Below are 15,768 nucleotides of genomic sequence, written 5' to 3'. Positions count from 1 at the left end.
TCGGGTCAGCGCTCGTCCGGGGCGCGGAGAGCGGTCGGGTCAGTTGGGGTCGGCCGGCAGCACCGGCAGCTCGGTGGCGGGCACCGCGCCGAAGGTCGTGACGAGCGCGGTCTCCCGGCGCAGCAGGTCCCGCTCGGCGAGCAGCCGGGAACGGGTGTCCGGCGCCTCGAGCAGCAGCTGGCGCTGGCCGACGGTGAGGACCATCGCCGCGGCCACGAGGTAGGAGACGACCCGGGGGTCCTCCGGCGCCGCGGCGCCGCCGATGTCGAGGACCTCGCGGTACTCCTCGAAGCGGCGGGTCACGTCCGCCGCCAGCAGCCGCAGCTCGCCGTCGTCGTCGGCGTCCTCGCTGTCGTCGTCGCCGAAGGGCTCCACGAGCGCGGTCAGGTAGGGCGTGCCGGCCGCCTCGTCGATGCCGACGACGCGGAAGCGGCCCGCCCCGACGGTGACGATCTCGTACTGGCCGTCGTCGCTCTCGCTGACCTCGCGCAGCAGCGCCACGCAGCCGATCTCGTGCAGCGCCTGCACGTTGCCCTCGCCGACCTCGTGCCCGGCCCTGATCGCCACCACGCCGAAGCCCTTGACGGTCTCCTCGTCCTCCGCGGTGGCCTCGGCGACGAGGTCCTGCACGAGCAGGCGGTAGCGCGGCTCGAAGACGTGCAGCGGCAGGACGAGCCCGGGGAACAGGACGCTGCCGAGGGGGAACAGCGGGAGGCGTTGCGGCACGCCGCCACCCTAGTGAGGTCGCCGCGCCACCGGCGGCGCCGCCACCGGCGTCGCCGCCCGCTCGTAGACTGGCCGATCGTGACGACTCCTCACCTGCGCCGCATCGACCTGCGGGGGCAGACCCTCGACGAGATGGCCCTGCGCGCCGTGGTGCCCCGCGCCGACGTCGACGTCGCGGCGGCCATGGCCACCGTCGCCCCGATCTGCGAGGACGTGCGCGCGCGGGGCGTCCCCGCGCTGCTGGAGCTCACCGAGCGCCTCGACGGCGTGCGCATCGCCGACGTGCGGGTGCCGCGCGAGGCGCTGCGGGCCGCCCTGGACGGCCTCGACCCGCAGGTGCGGGCGGCGCTGGAGGAGTCGATCCGCCGCGCCCGCCTCGTGCACGCCGACCAGCGCCGCGCGGACACGACGACGCGCGTGGCCGCGGGCGGCACCGTCACCGAGCGCTGGGTGCCGGTGGGCCGCGTCGGCCTCTACGTGCCGGGCGGGCGGGCCGTGTACCCCTCCAGCGTCGTCATGAACGTCGTGCCCGCCCAGGCCGCCGGGGTGGCCTCCATCGCGGTGACGACACCGGCCCAGAAGGAGTTCGGCGGCTCGGCGCACCCGACGATCCTCGCCGCCTGCGCGCTGCTGGGGGTGGAGGAGGTCTACACGGTCGGCGGGGCGCAGGCCGTCGCGATGTTCGCCTACGGCGCCCGCGACGCCGACGGCGCCGTCGTCGTGCGTCCCGTGGACGTCGTCACCGGGCCGGGCAACATCTACGTCGCCTCCGCCAAGCGCTACGTGCAGGGCGTCGTCGGCATCGACTCCGAGGCCGGTCCCACCGAGATCGCCGTCCTCGCCGACGGCACCGCGGACCCGGTGCACGTGGCCGCCGACCTGGTCAGCCAGGCCGAGCACGACCCGATGGCCGCGGCCGTCCTCGTCACCGACTCCCCGGCGCTCGCGGACGCGGTCGACGCCGAGCTGGCCCGGCGGGTGCCCGCCGCCAAGCACGCCGGGCGCATCGAGGAGGCGCTGCGGGGCCGGCAGTCGGCCACCGTCCTCGTCGACGACGTCGACACCGGCCTCGCGGTGGTGGACGCCTACGCCGCCGAGCACCTGGAGGTGCAGACGGCCGACGCGCGCGCGGTGGCCACCCGGGTGCGCAACGCCGGAGCGGTCTTCGTCGGGGCGCACGCGCCGGTGTCGCTGGGCGACTACTGCGCCGGCTCCAACCACGTGCTGCCCACCGGCGGCACCGCCTCGCACTCCGGCGGCCTGAGCGTGCAGACCTTCCTGCGCGGCGTGCACGTCGTCGACTACGACGAGCCCGCGCTGCGCGAGGTCGCCGGCCACGTGGTGGCGCTGGCGGAGTCGGAGGACCTGCCGGCCCACGGCCAGGCCGTCACCGCGAGGTTCCCCTCGTGAGCGGCGCCGGCACGCCCGACGGGCCCCAGCCGCCCGAGCTGCCCGGGGAGCCCGGCGACTCCTCCTTCGACTTCGACGCGGAGTTCGCCAAGGCGTTCGGGCCGAAGCGGCCGGTGCGCTCGGTGCTCGTCGTGCCGGTGGCCGACGCCCGCCGCCTGGCCGAGGTCTGCACGCTGGCGCAGGTGCACGCCCACGTCGTGCCGGTGCGCGGTCTGGGCTGCGTCCTGGTCACCGAGGACCCGGGCACGGGTGAGCAGGACGCGCAGACGCTGTCGCGGCTGGTGCAGGGTGCGGAACTGGTGCTGCTGACCGTCGGCGAGGACTCCATCGAGGGCCAGACGTGGTCCGCCGGCGTGCGCGGCACCGACCCCAGGCCGGGGCTGCTGCTGTCGGTGTGGCCGGACGTCGTGCAGCAGCTCGTGCTGGGCCGGCTGGACCCCGCGCAGGCCGCCGGTGCGGCCACCGGCGGGGAGGGCAGCCGCATGGGTGCGCTCTGGAAGCTGCTGCGCGGCAAGGACGCGGGCCCGGCTGGGCGCGGGCCGGACGAGCCCGAGGGTCCCGGGGAGTCCGGGCAGGAGCGTCCAGGACCCGCCTAGATGAGGAGCAGCCCGGCGTCCTCGGCGTCGATGACGCCCTGGGCCAGCAGCTGCGGTGAGTCGAACTCGGTGAACGGCAGGGAGTGGGTGAGGTAGCCGCCGCGGGGCCCGCCGCGGTGCGCGTGGACGTCCTTGGTCCCGTTCACCCGGATGCGGACCTCGCGCCCGTGCGGGGTGACGCGCACCCTGCGCCCGCGGTAGCGGAACTCGTCGTCGGTGGGCAGGGCGACGGCGTCGACCTCCGGGAAGGGCCAGACCACCGTCCCCACCACGGCGCCCGCGAACAGCGCCCACGTGCCTGCGAGGTAGTGCCTGCGGCTGATCACGGTGCCTCCTAGGCGTAGGTGTAGCCGAGGGTCTTGACGTCCAGGACGCTCCCGACCTGACGCGGCGTGATGAGCTGTCGCATCTGGTCACCCAGGTTGTGCCCGGCCGGCCCGCCGGTGACGGGCCTGTAGGTGCTGACGACGCCGTAGCGGGACTGCCAGGCCCACCAGATGCGGTCGATGTTGCAGTGGTGCAGCCAGAAGACCGGGTCGTTGGGCGAGGTGCCCACCAGCATGTCCCCCCCGACCCACCGGTGCACCTGGTTGTGCAGCTGCGAACCGGCGGTCCAGCCCTCCAGCTGGTTGCGGAACGCGGGGACGGTCGCGTCCCACGGGGAGGCGTCGTAGGTCTGGTACTTGGCGAGGACGTCGGTGACCTGGGCCTCGACCGGGAAGCTCGTGGTGCCGCCCGGGTCCCGGCCGAGGGCGCGCACCAGGCCTGGGGTGGAGCGGGGCACGAAGGTGTTGGTGCTGCTCTGGTGCAGCAGCGCCACCCACGAGGCGAAGGGCCCGTTCAGCACCCGGTTGCCGGACGTGGCGACGCCGTCGGAGCCCAGGTAGTCGGCGGTCCACACGCGCGATCGCGCCGGGTTGCCCCCGTTGAGCGCCCCCTCCCGTTCCCACCTCCAGTACGGCATGCCCGGCAGGGAGGGGTCCACCGCCAGCAGGGCCGCTTCCATCTCCAGCAGGGAGGCGCGGTGCCACGGCAGGAACGCCGGCCCCCGGTGCGCGATGTTCCGGAGCGAGCCGGCCGGAGTCGCAGTGTTCATCGCCGTCATGTGCCGCCGGGTGAAGGCGTCGTACGTGCCGTTGGACTTCAGCGCGTTGAGCGCAGCGGTGAACCTCTTCACCTCGTCCCGGGTCATGTCGAGGATGTTCTTCCGCACGGGCACCTGTGCTCCCCCTCACGTCACGGAGCTTCGCGTCGAAACGGTGCAGGCGTTCACGAGTCGATGTGCACCGGCTGTGCGCCGGCTGTCGTCGCAAGCGAACGGTAGTCCTGGGACGGCTCCGGAGGAAGGCCCTCGCGCGGGGCCCCGGGCAGGCGGACGTCGCCGAGCGCCGGCTGGACCGGCCGGCCCCCGGTGCGGAACCGGTGCAGGCCTCGCCCACCCACGTCCTGCGAACGTTCCCAGGAGGTGGGCGCGCCGATCTTCCGCCCGGGCCCGGCCTGCTCTAGCGTCGGAGCCGCACGCCCCCCACGACTCGACGACGCGTCTCCCGGAGGAACCCCCCGTGCCCCACCTCACCGTGGCCGTCCTCGGCTGCTGGCACGTCCACGCCGAGGACTACGCCCGCTCCGCGGACGCGCACCCCGGCACCACGCTGGTCGCGGCGTGGGACCCCGACGCCGCCCTCGGCCGCCCGCTGGCGCAGGAGTTCGGCGTCGAGTTCACCGACGACCTCGACGCGCTGCTGGCGCGCGAGGACGTCGACGCGGTCACCGTCACCACCGGGACCACCGCCCACGCCGAGGTCATCGGCCGCGCGCTGGCGGCCGGCAAGCACGTCTTCACCGAGAAGCTGCTGGCCCCCACCGTCGCCGAGTGCGAGGCCCTGGTGGCGCAGGCCGCGGACGCCGGCCGGGCGCTGGTGGTCTCCCTGCCGCGCCTGTCCCACGGCTACGCGCTCGCCGTGCGCGACGTCATCGCCTCCGGCGAGCTCGGCGAGCTCACCTACGCCCGGGTGCGGCTGTCCCACGACGGCGCCGTCCGCGGCCGCGGCGACGGCGGGTCCGGCGGCTGGCTGCCCGAGCGGTTCTTCGACCCCGGCCCCGCCGTCGGCGGCGCGCTCACCGACCTCGGCTGCCACCCCGTCTACCTCACCCAGCTCTTCCTCGGCGAGGACCCGGCGAGCGTGCGGGCCGTCTACGGGCACGTCACCGGCCGCGCGGTCGAGGACCACGCAGTGGTCACCCTCGGCTACGACGACGGCCGCATCGGCGTCGTCGAGGCGGGTTTCGTCAGCGACGACCCGTTCACGATCGACGTCCACGGCACTGCGGGCAGCGTCCACCACAGCCAGGACGGGGCGCGCCTGCAGCTGCGCCGCCCCGGCGGCGGCGTCGAGGACCTCCCCGTCCCCGACGACGCCCCCGACCCCTTCGCGCAGTGGCTCGCCCACGCCGCCGACGGCACGCAGGCCACCGAGAACCTGCACCGCGCCGTCGAACTCACCCGTCTGGTCGAGCGGTCCAACGCGGCCGCGCAGGAAGGAGGCACCCGGTGAACGACGTCGTCAGGGTCGGGCTCGTCGGCAGCGGCGGGATCACCCGCGCCCACGTGCGCGGCTACCTCGCCCACGCCGAGAAGATCACCGTGACCGCTGTCGCGGACATCGACGAGGACGCCGCCTCGAGCCGCGCCGCGGAGCTGGGCGCGAAGCCGTTCACCGACTACCGCGAGATGATCGCCACGGGTGACGTCGACGCGGTCGACGTCTGCCTGCCGCACCACCTGCACGCCGACGCCATCGTCGCGGCCGCCGAGGCCGGCAAGCACGTGCTGTGCGAGAAGCCGCTGTGCCTGACCGCCGAGGAGGCCCGCCGGGTCGCCGACGCCGTGCGCGGCAACGGCATCACCCTCATGTGCGCGCACAACCAGCTGTACTTCCCCTCCGTGGCCAAGGCCAAGGAGCTCCTCGGCTCGGGGGTCCTCGGCACCGTCTACGAGGTCCGCACCACCGACAGCTTCCACAACGACTTCGACCCGACGACCATGGGCTGGCGCGCCTCGGCGAGGACCAGCGGCGGCGGGGAGCTCATCGACACCGGCTACCACCCCACCTACCTGCTGCTGCACCTGGCCGACGCGCAGCCCGTCGAGGCGACGGCGATGCTCTCCACGCACCGGCTGACGTTCATGGAGGGCGAGGACTCCGCGCAGGTCCTCGTCCGGTTCGCCAACGGCGTCGTCGGGCAGATGGCCACCAGCTGGGCCTACGACGCCGCGCCGGGCACCGAGAAGTTCTCCGTCGTCGGCGAGCTCGGCTCGCTCACCGGCACCGCGGACTCGCTCACCTGCCGGCTGCGCACGGGGGAGGAGGAGACGTTCTCCTTCCCCGCCACCGACGCCTTCGTCACCGAGATCGGCGAGTTCGCCGACTGCCTGCGCGAGGGCAGGCGCCCGATCCACACCGAGGTCGAGGGCATCGCCGTCCTGGGCGTCCTACTCGCCGCCTACGAGGGCGCGCGCACGGGGACGGTCGCGAAGGTCATGAGCACCTGAGCCGCGCCGGAGGCCGTCGTCAGCGCGCGAGGCGGACGACGACCTCCGTGTCGCTCACGCTGTCGACGCCCACCGTCAGGCCCCCCACCTCGGTGGAGGTGCCGACGGCCAGCGAGACGTCCTGCCCGGCCACGGTCAGGTCCGCCGTCCCCTCGCCCACCCCGTCCAGGCGGGCCTGCACGCCCAGCACCGACACCTCCGCGGCCCCCTCGCCGCGGGGGAAGGTGACGGTGCAGCCGTCGAGGGAGCAGTCCGTCGAGGACTCCCCGCCCCCGGACCCGCACGCGGTCAGGACGAGGGCGGCCAGGGGCAGCAGGACGCGGGAGCGGTGCACCCGTCCACCGTAGGCGGGCCGGCGCGGGCGAGGGGCGACGGGCGACCTCGCCGGGTCTGGGACACTGTGGCGCGTGACCGACACGACCGACCGCACGGGCCCGGGGACGACCCTGGCCGACCTCCCGCTGCGCGAGGACCTGCGGGACGAGCACCCCTACGGCGCTCCGCAGCTGCAGGTGCCGGTCGTGCTCAACGTCAACGAGAACCCCTACGCGGTCGCCCCGGGGATCGTCGCCGACATCGCCGCCGCCGTCGCCGAGGCCGCCACCGGGCTCAACCGCTACCCCGACCGGGAGTTCCTCGACCTGCGCGCCGACCTCGCGGCCTTCCTGCGCACGGAGTCGGGCGCGGAGCTCACCCCGCAGCAGGTGTGGGCCGCCAACGGCTCCAACGAGGTCATGCTGCACGTGCTGCAGGCCTTCGGCGGTCCGGGCCGGCGCGCCCTGAGCTTCGCCCCGACGTACTCGATGTACCCCGAGTACGCGCGCGACACCCAGACCACCTGGGTGGCGGGCCAGCGCACGGACGCCTTCGCGGTCGACGTCGAGCACGCCCGCTCGATGGTCCGCGAGCACCGCCCCTCGGTCGTGCTGCTCGCCAGCCCGAACAACCCGACCGGCACGGCGCTGCCGCTGTCGACGATCGAGGCAGTCCTCGACGAGTGCTCCCGCCTGTCGCAGGGGGCCGTCGTGGTCGTCGACGAGGCCTACGGGGAGTTCCGGCGCAGCGGCACCCCCAGCGCGCTGGAGCTGCTGCCCCGCCACGGGAACCTGGCCGTGAGCCGCACCATGAGCAAGGCGTTCTCGCTGGCCGGCGCCCGCGTGGGCTACCTCGCGTCCTCGCAGGCCTTCGTGGACGCCCTGCGGATCGTCCGCCTGCCCTACCACCTGTCGGCCGTCACCCAGGCCGTGGCGCGGGCCGCGCTGAGGCACTCCGCGACGCTGCTGTCGACGGTGGCCGAGCTGCGCGCGCGCCGCGACGAGACGGTGGAGTGGCTGCGCGCGCAGGGCTTCGACGTCGCCGACTCCGACGCGAACTTCGTCCTCTTCGGCCGCTTCGCCGACCGGCACGCCGTCTGGGCGGGGCTGCTCGAGCGGGGCGTCCTCATCCGCGAGACCGGCCCCGCGGGCTGGCTGCGGGTCAGCATCGGCACGGCCGACGAGATGCAGCAGTTCAGGACCGCACTCCGGGAAGTGGTGGGACAGCAGTGAGCCGCACGGCGCGCATCGAGCGCAGCACCAGCGAGTCCAGCGTGCTCGTCGAGCTCGACCTCGACGGGACGGGACGCACGCGGATCGACACCGGCGTGCCGTTCTACGACCACATGCTCACCGCGCTGGGCAAGCACTCCCTCGTGGACCTCACCGTCCAGGCCGAGGGCGACACCCACATCGACGTCCACCACACCGTGGAGGACACCGCGATCGTGCTCGGCCAGGCGTTCCGCCAGGCCCTGGGCGACAAGTCCGGCATCCGCCGCTTCGCCGACGCGACGGTCCCGCTCGACGAGGCCCTCGCGCACGTGGTCGTCGACGTCTCCGGGCGCCCCTACTGCGTGCACTCCGGCGAGCCCGCCGGCCAGGAGTTCCACCTCATCGGCGGCCACTTCACCGGCTCGCTCACCCGGCACGTCCTGGAGAGCTTCGCCTTCCACGCCCAGATCGCCCTGCACGTGCGCGTCCTGGCAGGCCGCGACCCGCACCACGTCGTGGAGGCCCAGTTCAAGGCGCTCGCCCGCGCGCTGCGCTACGCGGTCGAGCCCGACCCGCGCGTGCAGGGGATCCCCTCGACCAAGGGCGCCCTGTGAGCGCCCGGAAGGTCGTCGTCCTCGACTACGGCTTCGGCAACGTCCGCTCGGCCGTGCGCGCCCTCGAGCGCGTGGGCGCCGACGTCGAGCTGACCGGCGACCGCGAGGCGGCGCTGGAGGCCGACGGGCTGCTCGTGCCCGGCGTCGGCGCGTTCGCCGCCGTCAACGCCGGTCTGCAGCGGATCGGCGGCGCCTCCATCGTCGGCCGCCGCCTGGCCGGCGGCCGCCCGGTGCTGGGGATCTGCGTCGGCATGCAGGTGATGTTCGAGAGCTCCACCGAACCCGGTGAGGGTGTCCGGGAGGGGCTGGGGGAGTGGCCCGGCACCGTCGAGCGGCTGCCCGCCGACGTCGTCCCGCACACCGGCTGGACGCCCGTGGAGGTGCCCGGCGGCTCCCGGCTGTTCGCCGGCGTCGAGGAGGAGCTGTTCTACTTCGTGCACTCCTACGGCGTGCAGCGCTTCGAGCTCGTCGACACCACCGGCGGCCGCATGGCCGCCCCGCAGGTCACCTGGGCCGAGCACGGTGCCCGGTTCGTGGCGGCCGTGGAGAACGGCGCGCTGTCGGCCACGCAGTTCCACCCGGAGAAGTCCGGGGACGCCGGCGCGCAGCTGCTGCGCAACTGGGTGGACTCCCTCGGCTGAGGCCGCCGCGGCGGCGTCCGGCACCCGGCGGCCCTCGTAGACTCGCCCCCCGTGACCAGCGAGAACACCTCCGCCGCCGCGACGCGGCTGCAGCTGCTGCCCGCCGTCGACGTCGCCGACGGCCAGGCCGTCCGGCTCGTGCAGGGCGAGGCGGGCAGCGAGACCTTCTACGGCGCACCGCTGGAGGCGGCCCTGGCCTGGCAGGAGGCGGGAGCCGAGTGGGTCCACCTCGTCGACCTCGACGCCGCCTTCGGCCGCGGGTCCAACCGCGAGCTGCTGGCCGAGGTCGTCGGCCGCCTGGACGTGGCCGTGGAGCTGTCGGGGGGCATCCGCGACGACGCCTCCCTGGAGGCCGCGCTGGCCACCGGCTGCCGCCGGGTCAACCTCGGCACCGCCGCCCTGGAGGACCCCGAGTGGACCCGCTCGGCGATCGCCCGCCACGGCGACCGCATCGCCGTCGGCCTCGACGTGCGCGGCACCACGCTGGCCGCGCGCGGGTGGACCCGCGAGGGCGGTGACCTGTGGGAGGTCCTGGCCCGCCTGGACGCCGACGGCTGCGCGCGCTACGTCGTCACCGACGTCACCAAGGACGGCACGCTGAAGGGCCCGAACACCGAGCTGCTGCGCGAGGTCTGCACGCGCACGAGCGCGCCCGTCGTGGCCTCCGGCGGCGTCTCCAGCCTGGAGGACCTGCGCGCCCTGCGCGAGCTCGTCGACCTCGGCGTCGAGGGCGCCATCGTCGGCAAGGCGCTGTACGCGGGCAGCTTCACCCTGCCGCAGGCGCTCGACGTGGCGGGCCGGCCCTGAGCGGCTCCGGCCACGACCCGCACGCCACCGACCGGCTGCCCACCGACCCGCGCCGCACCGACCCGCGCCGCACCGACTCCGCCGGTGTCCCCTGGGCCGGGCGCACGCTGCAGCCGAACGCCTTCGCCGCGGACGACGGCAGCCGCGCCCCGGCCCTCGCGCAGGCCCTGGCCGCCTGGCGGGCGCTGACCGGCGGGGGCGCCGGCGGGGAGCGCACGGCCCGCCTGCGCGCGGAGGCCGGCGTCGTCGCGGCGCTGGCCGGCACCCGGGTGTTCGCACCCGTCGTGGCCGAGCTCGGCGAGCTGGCCGCCGACGGCGGCGACAAGAGCGCCGACATGGCGCTCGCCCTGCTCACCCAGCCCGACGGCCGGCGCGCGCTGCCGCTGTTCACCGACCTCGCCGCGCTCGTCGCCTGGCGCGCCGACGCGCGCCCGGTCCCGGTGCCCGCGGAGCAGGCCGCGCTGTCGGGGGTGCAGGAGGAGTGCGACGCGCTCGTGCTCGACGCCGCCGGGCCGGTCCGCTTCGTGGTGCGCCGCAGCGCCTCCTGGGCCCTGGCCCGCGGCCTGCCCTGGGTGCCGGCGGCCCTGGACCCCGCGGTGGCCGCCGCCGCCGAGCGGGCCGTCGAGGGCCTCGCGGCCGTGCGCGGGGTGCGCTGCGAGCCGGGGGAGGGGGCCGAGCTGCGCGTCGTGCTCGGCATCGTCCCCGGCCTGCGGCGAGCGCAGCTGGACGAGGTGCTGCGGACCGTCGGCGAGCGGCTGGCCGAGGGGCCGGTCGCCGAGCGCGCGGAGTCCCTGGAGTTCCGGGTCCTGCCCGCCTGAGCCCTGCGGCCCGTCCCCCCGGCCGGGAGGACGGGCGGGGGCATCAGGAGGCCACGGGCGCCTGCGGGCCGTCGGCGGGCGCGTCGGCCGCCTCCTGCGCGTCGCCGGCCACGGCCTCCTGGCGCTGCTTGATGGTGGCGTAGGCGCCGGCGCCGGCCGCGGCCAGGGCCAGCACCGTCGTCCAGGGCCTGTTGAGCGCGTGCCCGCTCACGGCGTCGAGGCTGTAGCGGCCGGGGCCGCCGACGGCCAGCGCGACGCTGGTCAGGCCCAGGACCGCCGGGTACTCGAAGCCGCCGGCGGTGGCGAAGAAGCCGTTCGGCTTGTGCACGACCGTCGCCGCCGCCATCGCCGCCGCCGCGACGGCGCCGCCGACCGGGGTCGCCAGGCCGAGCGCGAGCAGCACGCCGCCGCCCGCCTCCGAGGCCCCGGCGACGACGGCGTTGCGCTTGCCGGGGCGGAAGCCCATGGCGTGCATGGCGCCGGCGGTTCCCTCGATGCCGCCGCCGCCGAAGGCGCCGAACAGCTTCTGCGCGCCGTGCGCCACGAGCGTGCCGCCGATGCCCAGGCGCAGGGCGAGCAGGCCGAGGTCGTTGTTGCTCACGGGGTTCCTCCGAGTCGTTGCACGTTCAAGGTCCCGCGCATTGGACCACCCGGCGCACCCCCGGCGCGAGGTGGGGGCTCAGACCACGCTGCCCGTGAGCCGCTCGCCCGGCCCCTTGCCGGGCTCGTCCGGCACGCTGGAGGCCTCCCGGAAGGCCAGCTGCAGCGAGCGCAGGCCGTCGCGCAGCGAGCGCGCGTGCTGCCCGCCGATGTCGGGGGCGGAGGTCACGACGAGCCCGGCGAGGGCGTTGATGAGCACGCGCGCCTCGGCGAGGTCGAGGTGCTCCTCGGCGTCCGGGCCCTCGGCCAGGCCGCACTTGACCGCCGCGGCGCTCATGAGGTGGACGGCCGCGGTGGTGATGAGCTCGGCGGCGGGCACGTCGGCGATGTCGCGGGCCGCGGCGGCGGCCGGGTCGGTGCCGGCGGGGGCCCCCTCGGGGGCCGGTGACGCCTCGTGGGCGGGGTCTGGCTGCATGCTGCTACCCTGACAGGTGACCGACCGGCTCACGTCACCGGTCCACCGCCCCGGCGGTGGAGCGCAGCGCGGGCCGGCACGCGAAGCGGAGGCCTCCTCCCACCCCGGTGCCCCTGGCGCCGAGGGTCCTGGTCCCTCCCCCGTCCGCGGGGGAGCGCAGCGACGTCCGTCGTCGTGGCGCGGTGGTGCGACCACCCGCCCGTCGCCGTGCCCGTCGCCGGATCCGGCAGGCCTCCGTGCGCGTCCGAGCACGGGGGCCTTTCCCGTGTCCGGTGGCCCCGCGACGACGAAGGAGCAGCACATCAGCGAGCCCCGCATCAACGACCGCATCCGTGTTCCCGAGGTGCGGCTCGTCGGCCCCAACGGTGAACAGGTCGGCATCGTGCGCGTCGAGGACGCGCTGCGGCTGGCGGACGAAGCAGGCCTCGACCTGGTCGAGGTGGCTCCGCAGGCACGGCCGCCGGTCTGCAAGCTCATGGACTTCGGCAAGTTCAAGTACGAGTCCGACATGAAGGCCCGCGAAGCCCGCAAGAACCAGACGAACACGATCCTCAAGGAGATCCGCTTCCGCCTGAAGATCGACCCGCACGACTACGGCACGAAGAAGGGCCACGTCGAGCGGTTCCTCAAGGCGGGGGACAAGGTCAAGGTGATGATCATGTTCCGCGGTCGCGAGCAGTCGCGCCCCGAGATGGGCTTCCGGCTGCTGCAGCGCCTCGCGGAGGACGTCTCCGACCTGGGCAGCGTCGAGAGCTCGCCGCGCCAGGACGGGCGCAACATGGTGATGGTCATCGGGCCGCACAAGAAGAAGGCCGAGGCCAAGGCCGAGGAGCGCCGCCGCAAGGACGCCGAGTCCGCCGGGTCCGCCGAGTCCGCGAGCACCGCTCCGGACGAGGCCGCCGAGCAGGCCCCGGCCCAGCAGGCCGCACCGGAGCAGGCCCCGGTGGACCAGACCGCCACCACCGCGTCCTGACGCGGACCGCGACAGCCTGACGACGTCCCGCGGGTCCCGGCCGCCGCCGGGGCCCGGGGGCCCACGCCAGACCCGGCCGGGGAACCTCCCGGCCGGCCACACCACAGGAGATGACGTGCCCAAGAACAAGACCCACTCCGGCGCCAAGAAGCGTTTCCGCGTCACCGGCTCCGGCAAGGTCATGCGCGAGCGCGCCAACAAGCGCCACCTGCTCGAGGTGAAGCCGAGCAAGCGCACGCGGCGGCTGTCGGTCGACGCGGTGCTCTCGCCCGCCGACGCCAAGAAGGCCAAGAAGCTCCTCGGCATCTGACCGCGGCCCACCACCCACCCCGCGGAGCGCGCGAGCGCCGTCCCGACCACGGACCGGCGGCCCGCCGGCGCCCGCGACACCGACCAGCACAAGGAGCACCCCCGTGGCACGCGTCAAGCGCGCAGTCAACGCCCAGAAGAAGCGCCGCACCGTCCTCGAGCAGGCCAGCGGCTACCGCGGCCAGCGCTCGCGGCTGTACCGCAAGGCGAAGGAGCAGGTCACCCACTCCCTCGTCTACGCCTACCGCGACCGCAAGGCGCGCAAGGGCGACTTCCGCCGCCTGTGGATCCAGCGCATCAACGCCGCGGCGCGCGCCGAGGGCATGACCTACAACCGCTTCGTGCAGGGCCTGAAGGCCGCCGGCATCGAGGTGGACCGCCGCATGCTCGCCGAGCTGGCCGTCAACGACGCCGCGGCCTTCGCCTCGCTGGTGAAGACCGCCCGCGCCGCGCTCCCGGCCGCCCCCGCGGCGGCCGAGGGCTCCGCGGCCTGAGCACGCCCCGCACCGCTCCCGGACGCCCGGCAGTGCCCAGCACCACCCCGCCCCTCCTCGCCAACCCGCGCGCGGAGCGGGTGCGGGCCGTGCGGGCGCTGACCGGGCGTCCGGCGCGTTCGCGCCACGGCCGCTTCCTCGCCGAGGGCCCGCAGGCGGTCCGGGAGGCGGTCGCCGCCGGCGCCGTCCTCGAGCTGTACGCCACCGAGGAGGCCGCCCGGCGCCACGCCGACGTCCTCGAGCGGGCGCTCGGCGACGGCGTGCGCACCTGGACGGTCACCGAGGACGTCCTGGCCGCCATGAGCGACACCGTCACCCCGCAGGGCCTGCTCGCCGTCTGCCCCGTGCGCACCGCGCAGCTGGCCGACGTGCTGGCCACCCGCCCCCGGCTGGTCGCGGTGCTCGACCGCGTGCAGGACCCCGGCAACGCCGGCACGGTGCTGCGCGCCGCCGACGCCGCCGGCGCCGAGGCCGTCGTCCTCACCCGCGGCAGCGTCGACGTGCACAACCCCAAGTGCGTGCGCTCCACCGCGGGCAGCCTCTTCCACCTGCCCGTCGTCGTCGGCGTCCCGCTGGAGCAGGTGGTGGAGGGGTTGCGCGGGGCGGGGTCGGCGGTCCTGGCCGCCGACGGCGAGGGGGCGCTGGACCTGGACGACCTGGCCGACGCCGCGGTCACCGGGGCGGGTGCCGGCGCCGACCTGCGCGCGCCGACGGCGTGGGTGTTCGGCAACGAGGCGGCCGGTCTGGACGAGGCGGCGCGCTCGCTGGCCGACGCCGTCGTGCGCGTGCCGCTGCACGGCCGCGCCGAGAGCCTCAACCTCGCCACCGCGGCCGTCGTCTGCCTCTACGCCAGCGCCCGCGCGCAGCGGCGCGCCGGACCCGCCGCGGGGTGAGCCGCGCGCGCTGAGCGGTCACCGCCGCGGTGACGGCGGGTGATCGGGGGTGCCATGCCCTACCCTCGCTCGCGTGCCCGAGGCGAGGGGGATCGCCGCCGCCGCACCGGCGGTGCCCGTCACCCTGCCCGCCGACCCGCCCGGCGCGACGGCGCTGGCCACCGCCCCCGCGCCAGAGGTGAGCGTCGTGACGACCGCCCTCGTCCTCGACGACCTGCCCGACGGCCTCGTCGTCGTCGCGGCCGACGGCACCATCGCCGACGTCAACACGGCCGCCGTGCGGCTGCTCGGCCGTCCCGGTGCCGAGCTGGTGGGCACTCCGGTCCGCCGGGCCCTGCCGCTGCAGGACACCTCCGGCCGCCGCTGGTGGGACGTGCTGGCCCAGGCCGGCGGTGAGCGGCCGACGGGCGTGTCCGCCGACGGCCACACCGAGCGCCTGCTGCTGCTGCCCGGCGGCGCCGAGCTGCTCGTCACCGCCCGCTACCACCGCCGCCCCGACGGCACCCTGGAGCGGGCCGTCCTGGCGCTGCGCAGCCCCGACGAGCGCCGCCGCGCGGAGTCGGACGCCGCGAGCCTCATCGCCACCGTCGCGCACGAGCTGCGCTCGCCGCTGACGTCGGTCAAGCAGTTCACCGCCAGCCTGCTGCGGCGCTGGGACCGCTTCAGCGACGAGCAGAAGCGGCTCATGCTCACCACCGTGCAGGCCGACGCCGAGCGCGTGAGCCGGCTCGTGGGCGACCTGCTCGACGTCGCCCGGGTCGACGCCGGCCGGTTGACGGTGCACCGGCGCCCGCTGGACCTGGTGACCCTCGTGCGCGAGCACGTCGACCGGCTGCGGATGGCCGGCTACGACGACGACCGCTTCACCCTCACCGCGGCCTCGCCGCTGCCGGAGCTGTGGGCCGACCCCGACCGGATCGCCCAGGTCGTCACCAACCTCGTCGACAACGCCGTGCGCCACGGCGCGGGCACCGTGGCCATCGACGTCGCGGCCACCGCCGGGGAGGTCGTGCTCACCGTCGACGACTCCGGCGAGGGCGTGCCCGCGGAGAACCGCCCCTACGTCTTCAGCAAGTTCTGGCACGGCGGGCAGCGCAGCGGCACCGGGCTCGGGCTGTACGTCACGCGCGGTCTCGTGGAGGCGCACGGCGGGGACGTCGAGGTGGCCTCCTCGCCCGCGGGCGGTGCCCGCTTCCGCGTCCGGCTGCCCGCCGGGGTGCCGGCGGGGCAGGAGTAGGCGCGGCGCGAACTGCGTCGTGCCCGCGCGGGGCGGTCTGGGAGGATCGCAGGCGACGAAGCCACCGGGGCCGCACCCCCGATCGAGGAGAAC

At 75.6% G+C, this 15,768-nt stretch carries 20 protein-coding genes; 14 read left to right on the top strand and 6 right to left on the bottom strand.

All coding sequences use genetic code 11. The features are described 5' to 3' along the window. Positions 1–39: 39 nt before the first annotated feature. A complete protein-coding gene (locus ACRYM2_RS09030) occupies positions 40–726 on the bottom strand; it encodes an LON peptidase substrate-binding domain-containing protein (protein WP_432521589.1) in 687 nt (228 codons plus the stop codon). 132 nt (positions 727–858) lie between these two features. Here ACRYM2_RS09030 and hisD point away from each other — a divergent pair, with 132 nt between their 5' ends. Together hisD and ACRYM2_RS09020 are read left to right on the top strand one after the other, a co-directional pair. After that, positions 859–2,136, top strand: a complete 1,278-nt coding sequence (gene hisD, locus ACRYM2_RS09025; protein WP_432521617.1) for a histidinol dehydrogenase — start codon at positions 859–861, stop codon at positions 2,134–2,136. Beyond that, the gene (locus ACRYM2_RS09020) at positions 2,133–2,732 is read left to right on the top strand and encodes a hypothetical protein (protein ID WP_432521588.1); all 600 of its coding nucleotides are present in this window, start codon (positions 2,133–2,135) and stop codon (positions 2,730–2,732) included. The genes hisD and ACRYM2_RS09020 overlap by 4 nt, the downstream gene beginning before the upstream one ends. On the opposite strand, the gene ACRYM2_RS09015 is transcribed toward ACRYM2_RS09020, so the two are convergent. Further along, on the bottom strand, positions 2,729–3,058 hold the full coding sequence (locus ACRYM2_RS09015; protein ID WP_432521586.1) for a hypothetical protein: 330 nt from the start codon (positions 3,056–3,058) through the stop codon (positions 2,729–2,731). The genes ACRYM2_RS09020 and ACRYM2_RS09015 overlap by 4 nt on opposite strands. Positions 3,059–3,066: 8 nt before the next feature. Continuing rightward, positions 3,067–3,951 (bottom strand): tyrosinase family protein, encoded by an 885-nt coding sequence (locus ACRYM2_RS09010; RefSeq protein ID WP_432521585.1) that lies wholly within the window; start codon positions 3,949–3,951, stop codon positions 3,067–3,069. Between the two features lie 343 nt (positions 3,952–4,294). Between ACRYM2_RS09010 and ACRYM2_RS09005 the strand changes: the two genes are divergently transcribed. Together ACRYM2_RS09005 and ACRYM2_RS09000 are read left to right on the top strand one after the other, a co-directional pair. Then, positions 4,295–5,287: a Gfo/Idh/MocA family protein gene (locus tag ACRYM2_RS09005; RefSeq protein ID WP_432521583.1), complete on the top strand. Its 993-nt coding sequence runs from the start codon at positions 4,295–4,297 to the stop codon at positions 5,285–5,287. After that, positions 5,284–6,285 carry a Gfo/Idh/MocA family protein gene (locus ACRYM2_RS09000; protein ID WP_432521581.1) on the top strand — a complete coding sequence of 334 codons (1,002 nt, stop codon included), beginning with the start codon at positions 5,284–5,286 and terminating at the stop codon, positions 6,283–6,285. The genes ACRYM2_RS09005 and ACRYM2_RS09000 overlap by 4 nt, the downstream gene beginning before the upstream one ends. Positions 6,286–6,304: 19 nt before the next feature. Here the strand turns inward: ACRYM2_RS09000 and ACRYM2_RS08995 are convergent, their stop codons facing one another. Beyond that, a complete protein-coding gene (locus tag ACRYM2_RS08995; RefSeq protein WP_432521580.1) occupies positions 6,305–6,619 on the bottom strand; it encodes a hypothetical protein in 315 nt (104 codons plus the stop codon). Between the two features lie 73 nt (positions 6,620–6,692). Between ACRYM2_RS08995 and ACRYM2_RS08990 the strand changes: the two genes are divergently transcribed. The 5 genes from ACRYM2_RS08990 to ACRYM2_RS08970 are packed head-to-tail and all read left to right on the top strand — an operon-like array spanning position 6,693 to position 10,694. Next, positions 6,693–7,832 (top strand): histidinol-phosphate transaminase, encoded by a 1,140-nt coding sequence (locus ACRYM2_RS08990; RefSeq protein ID WP_432521579.1) that lies wholly within the window; start codon positions 6,693–6,695, stop codon positions 7,830–7,832. Then, positions 7,829–8,428, top strand: a complete 600-nt coding sequence (hisB, locus tag ACRYM2_RS08985; protein WP_432521577.1) for an imidazoleglycerol-phosphate dehydratase HisB — start codon at positions 7,829–7,831, stop codon at positions 8,426–8,428. The genes ACRYM2_RS08990 and hisB overlap by 4 nt, the downstream gene beginning before the upstream one ends. Then, complete coding sequence (gene hisH, locus ACRYM2_RS08980) at positions 8,425–9,069, top strand: imidazole glycerol phosphate synthase subunit HisH (protein ID WP_432521576.1); 645 nt, start codon at positions 8,425–8,427, stop codon at positions 9,067–9,069. Before hisB ends, hisH begins: the two co-directional genes overlap by 4 nt. 51 nt (positions 9,070–9,120) lie before the next feature. Next, positions 9,121–9,876 carry a bifunctional 1-(5-phosphoribosyl)-5-((5-phosphoribosylamino)methylideneamino)imidazole-4-carboxamide isomerase/phosphoribosylanthranilate isomerase PriA gene (priA, locus tag ACRYM2_RS08975; protein ID WP_432521574.1) on the top strand — a complete coding sequence of 252 codons (756 nt, stop codon included), beginning with the start codon at positions 9,121–9,123 and terminating at the stop codon, positions 9,874–9,876. Then, a complete protein-coding gene (locus tag ACRYM2_RS08970; RefSeq protein ID WP_432521616.1) occupies positions 9,873–10,694 on the top strand; it encodes an SseB family protein in 822 nt (273 codons plus the stop codon). The genes priA and ACRYM2_RS08970 overlap by 4 nt, the downstream gene beginning before the upstream one ends. Before the next feature lie 43 nt (positions 10,695–10,737). On the opposite strand, the gene ACRYM2_RS08965 is transcribed toward ACRYM2_RS08970, so the two are convergent. Together ACRYM2_RS08965 and ACRYM2_RS08960 are read right to left on the bottom strand one after the other, a co-directional pair. Next, a complete protein-coding gene (locus ACRYM2_RS08965; RefSeq protein ID WP_432521572.1) occupies positions 10,738–11,295 on the bottom strand; it encodes a DoxX family protein in 558 nt (185 codons plus the stop codon). A gap of 78 nt (positions 11,296–11,373) precedes the next feature. Beyond that, positions 11,374–11,769: a DUF1844 domain-containing protein gene (locus tag ACRYM2_RS08960; RefSeq protein WP_432521571.1), complete on the bottom strand. Its 396-nt coding sequence runs from the start codon at positions 11,767–11,769 to the stop codon at positions 11,374–11,376. A 265-nt stretch (positions 11,770–12,034) separates the two neighbouring features. Here ACRYM2_RS08960 and infC point away from each other — a divergent pair, with 265 nt between their 5' ends. From infC to ACRYM2_RS08935, 5 genes are all read left to right on the top strand, one after another. Beyond that, complete coding sequence (gene infC / locus ACRYM2_RS08955; protein ID WP_432521570.1) at positions 12,035–12,742, top strand: translation initiation factor IF-3; 708 nt, start codon at positions 12,035–12,037, stop codon at positions 12,740–12,742. 115 nt (positions 12,743–12,857) lie between these two features. Beyond that, entirely contained in the window at positions 12,858–13,052 is a 195-nt protein-coding gene (gene rpmI, locus ACRYM2_RS08950) for a 50S ribosomal protein L35 (protein WP_166617867.1), read from the top strand. A gap of 103 nt (positions 13,053–13,155) precedes the next feature. Further along, positions 13,156–13,545 (top strand): 50S ribosomal protein L20, encoded by a 390-nt coding sequence (gene rplT, locus ACRYM2_RS08945; RefSeq protein WP_432521569.1) that lies wholly within the window; start codon positions 13,156–13,158, stop codon positions 13,543–13,545. 32 nt (positions 13,546–13,577) lie between these two features. After that, on the top strand, positions 13,578–14,438 hold the full coding sequence (locus tag ACRYM2_RS08940; protein WP_432521567.1) for a TrmH family RNA methyltransferase: 861 nt from the start codon (positions 13,578–13,580) through the stop codon (positions 14,436–14,438). A gap of 73 nt (positions 14,439–14,511) precedes the next feature. Then, complete coding sequence (locus ACRYM2_RS08935) at positions 14,512–15,675, top strand: sensor histidine kinase (RefSeq protein ID WP_432521566.1); 1,164 nt, start codon at positions 14,512–14,514, stop codon at positions 15,673–15,675. Positions 15,676–15,768: the final 93 nt, after the last annotated feature.

Origin of the sequence: Kineococcus aridisoli (genome assembly GCF_050871885.1) — a bacterium.
Classification (GTDB): domain Bacteria; phylum Actinomycetota; class Actinomycetes; order Actinomycetales; family Kineococcaceae; genus Kineococcus.
This window is presented reverse-complemented; position numbering and strand designations above follow the sequence as displayed.

Excerpts from the sequence above, each read along its gene's own strand:
- hisD (WP_432521617.1), top strand. The coding sequence starts at position 859 with ATGGCCCTGCGCGCCGTGGTGCCCCGCGCCGACGTCGACGTCGCGGCG.
- ACRYM2_RS08960 (WP_432521571.1), bottom strand. The coding sequence starts at position 11,769 with ATGCAGCCAGACCCCGCCCACGAGGCGTCACCGGCCCCCGAGGGGGCC.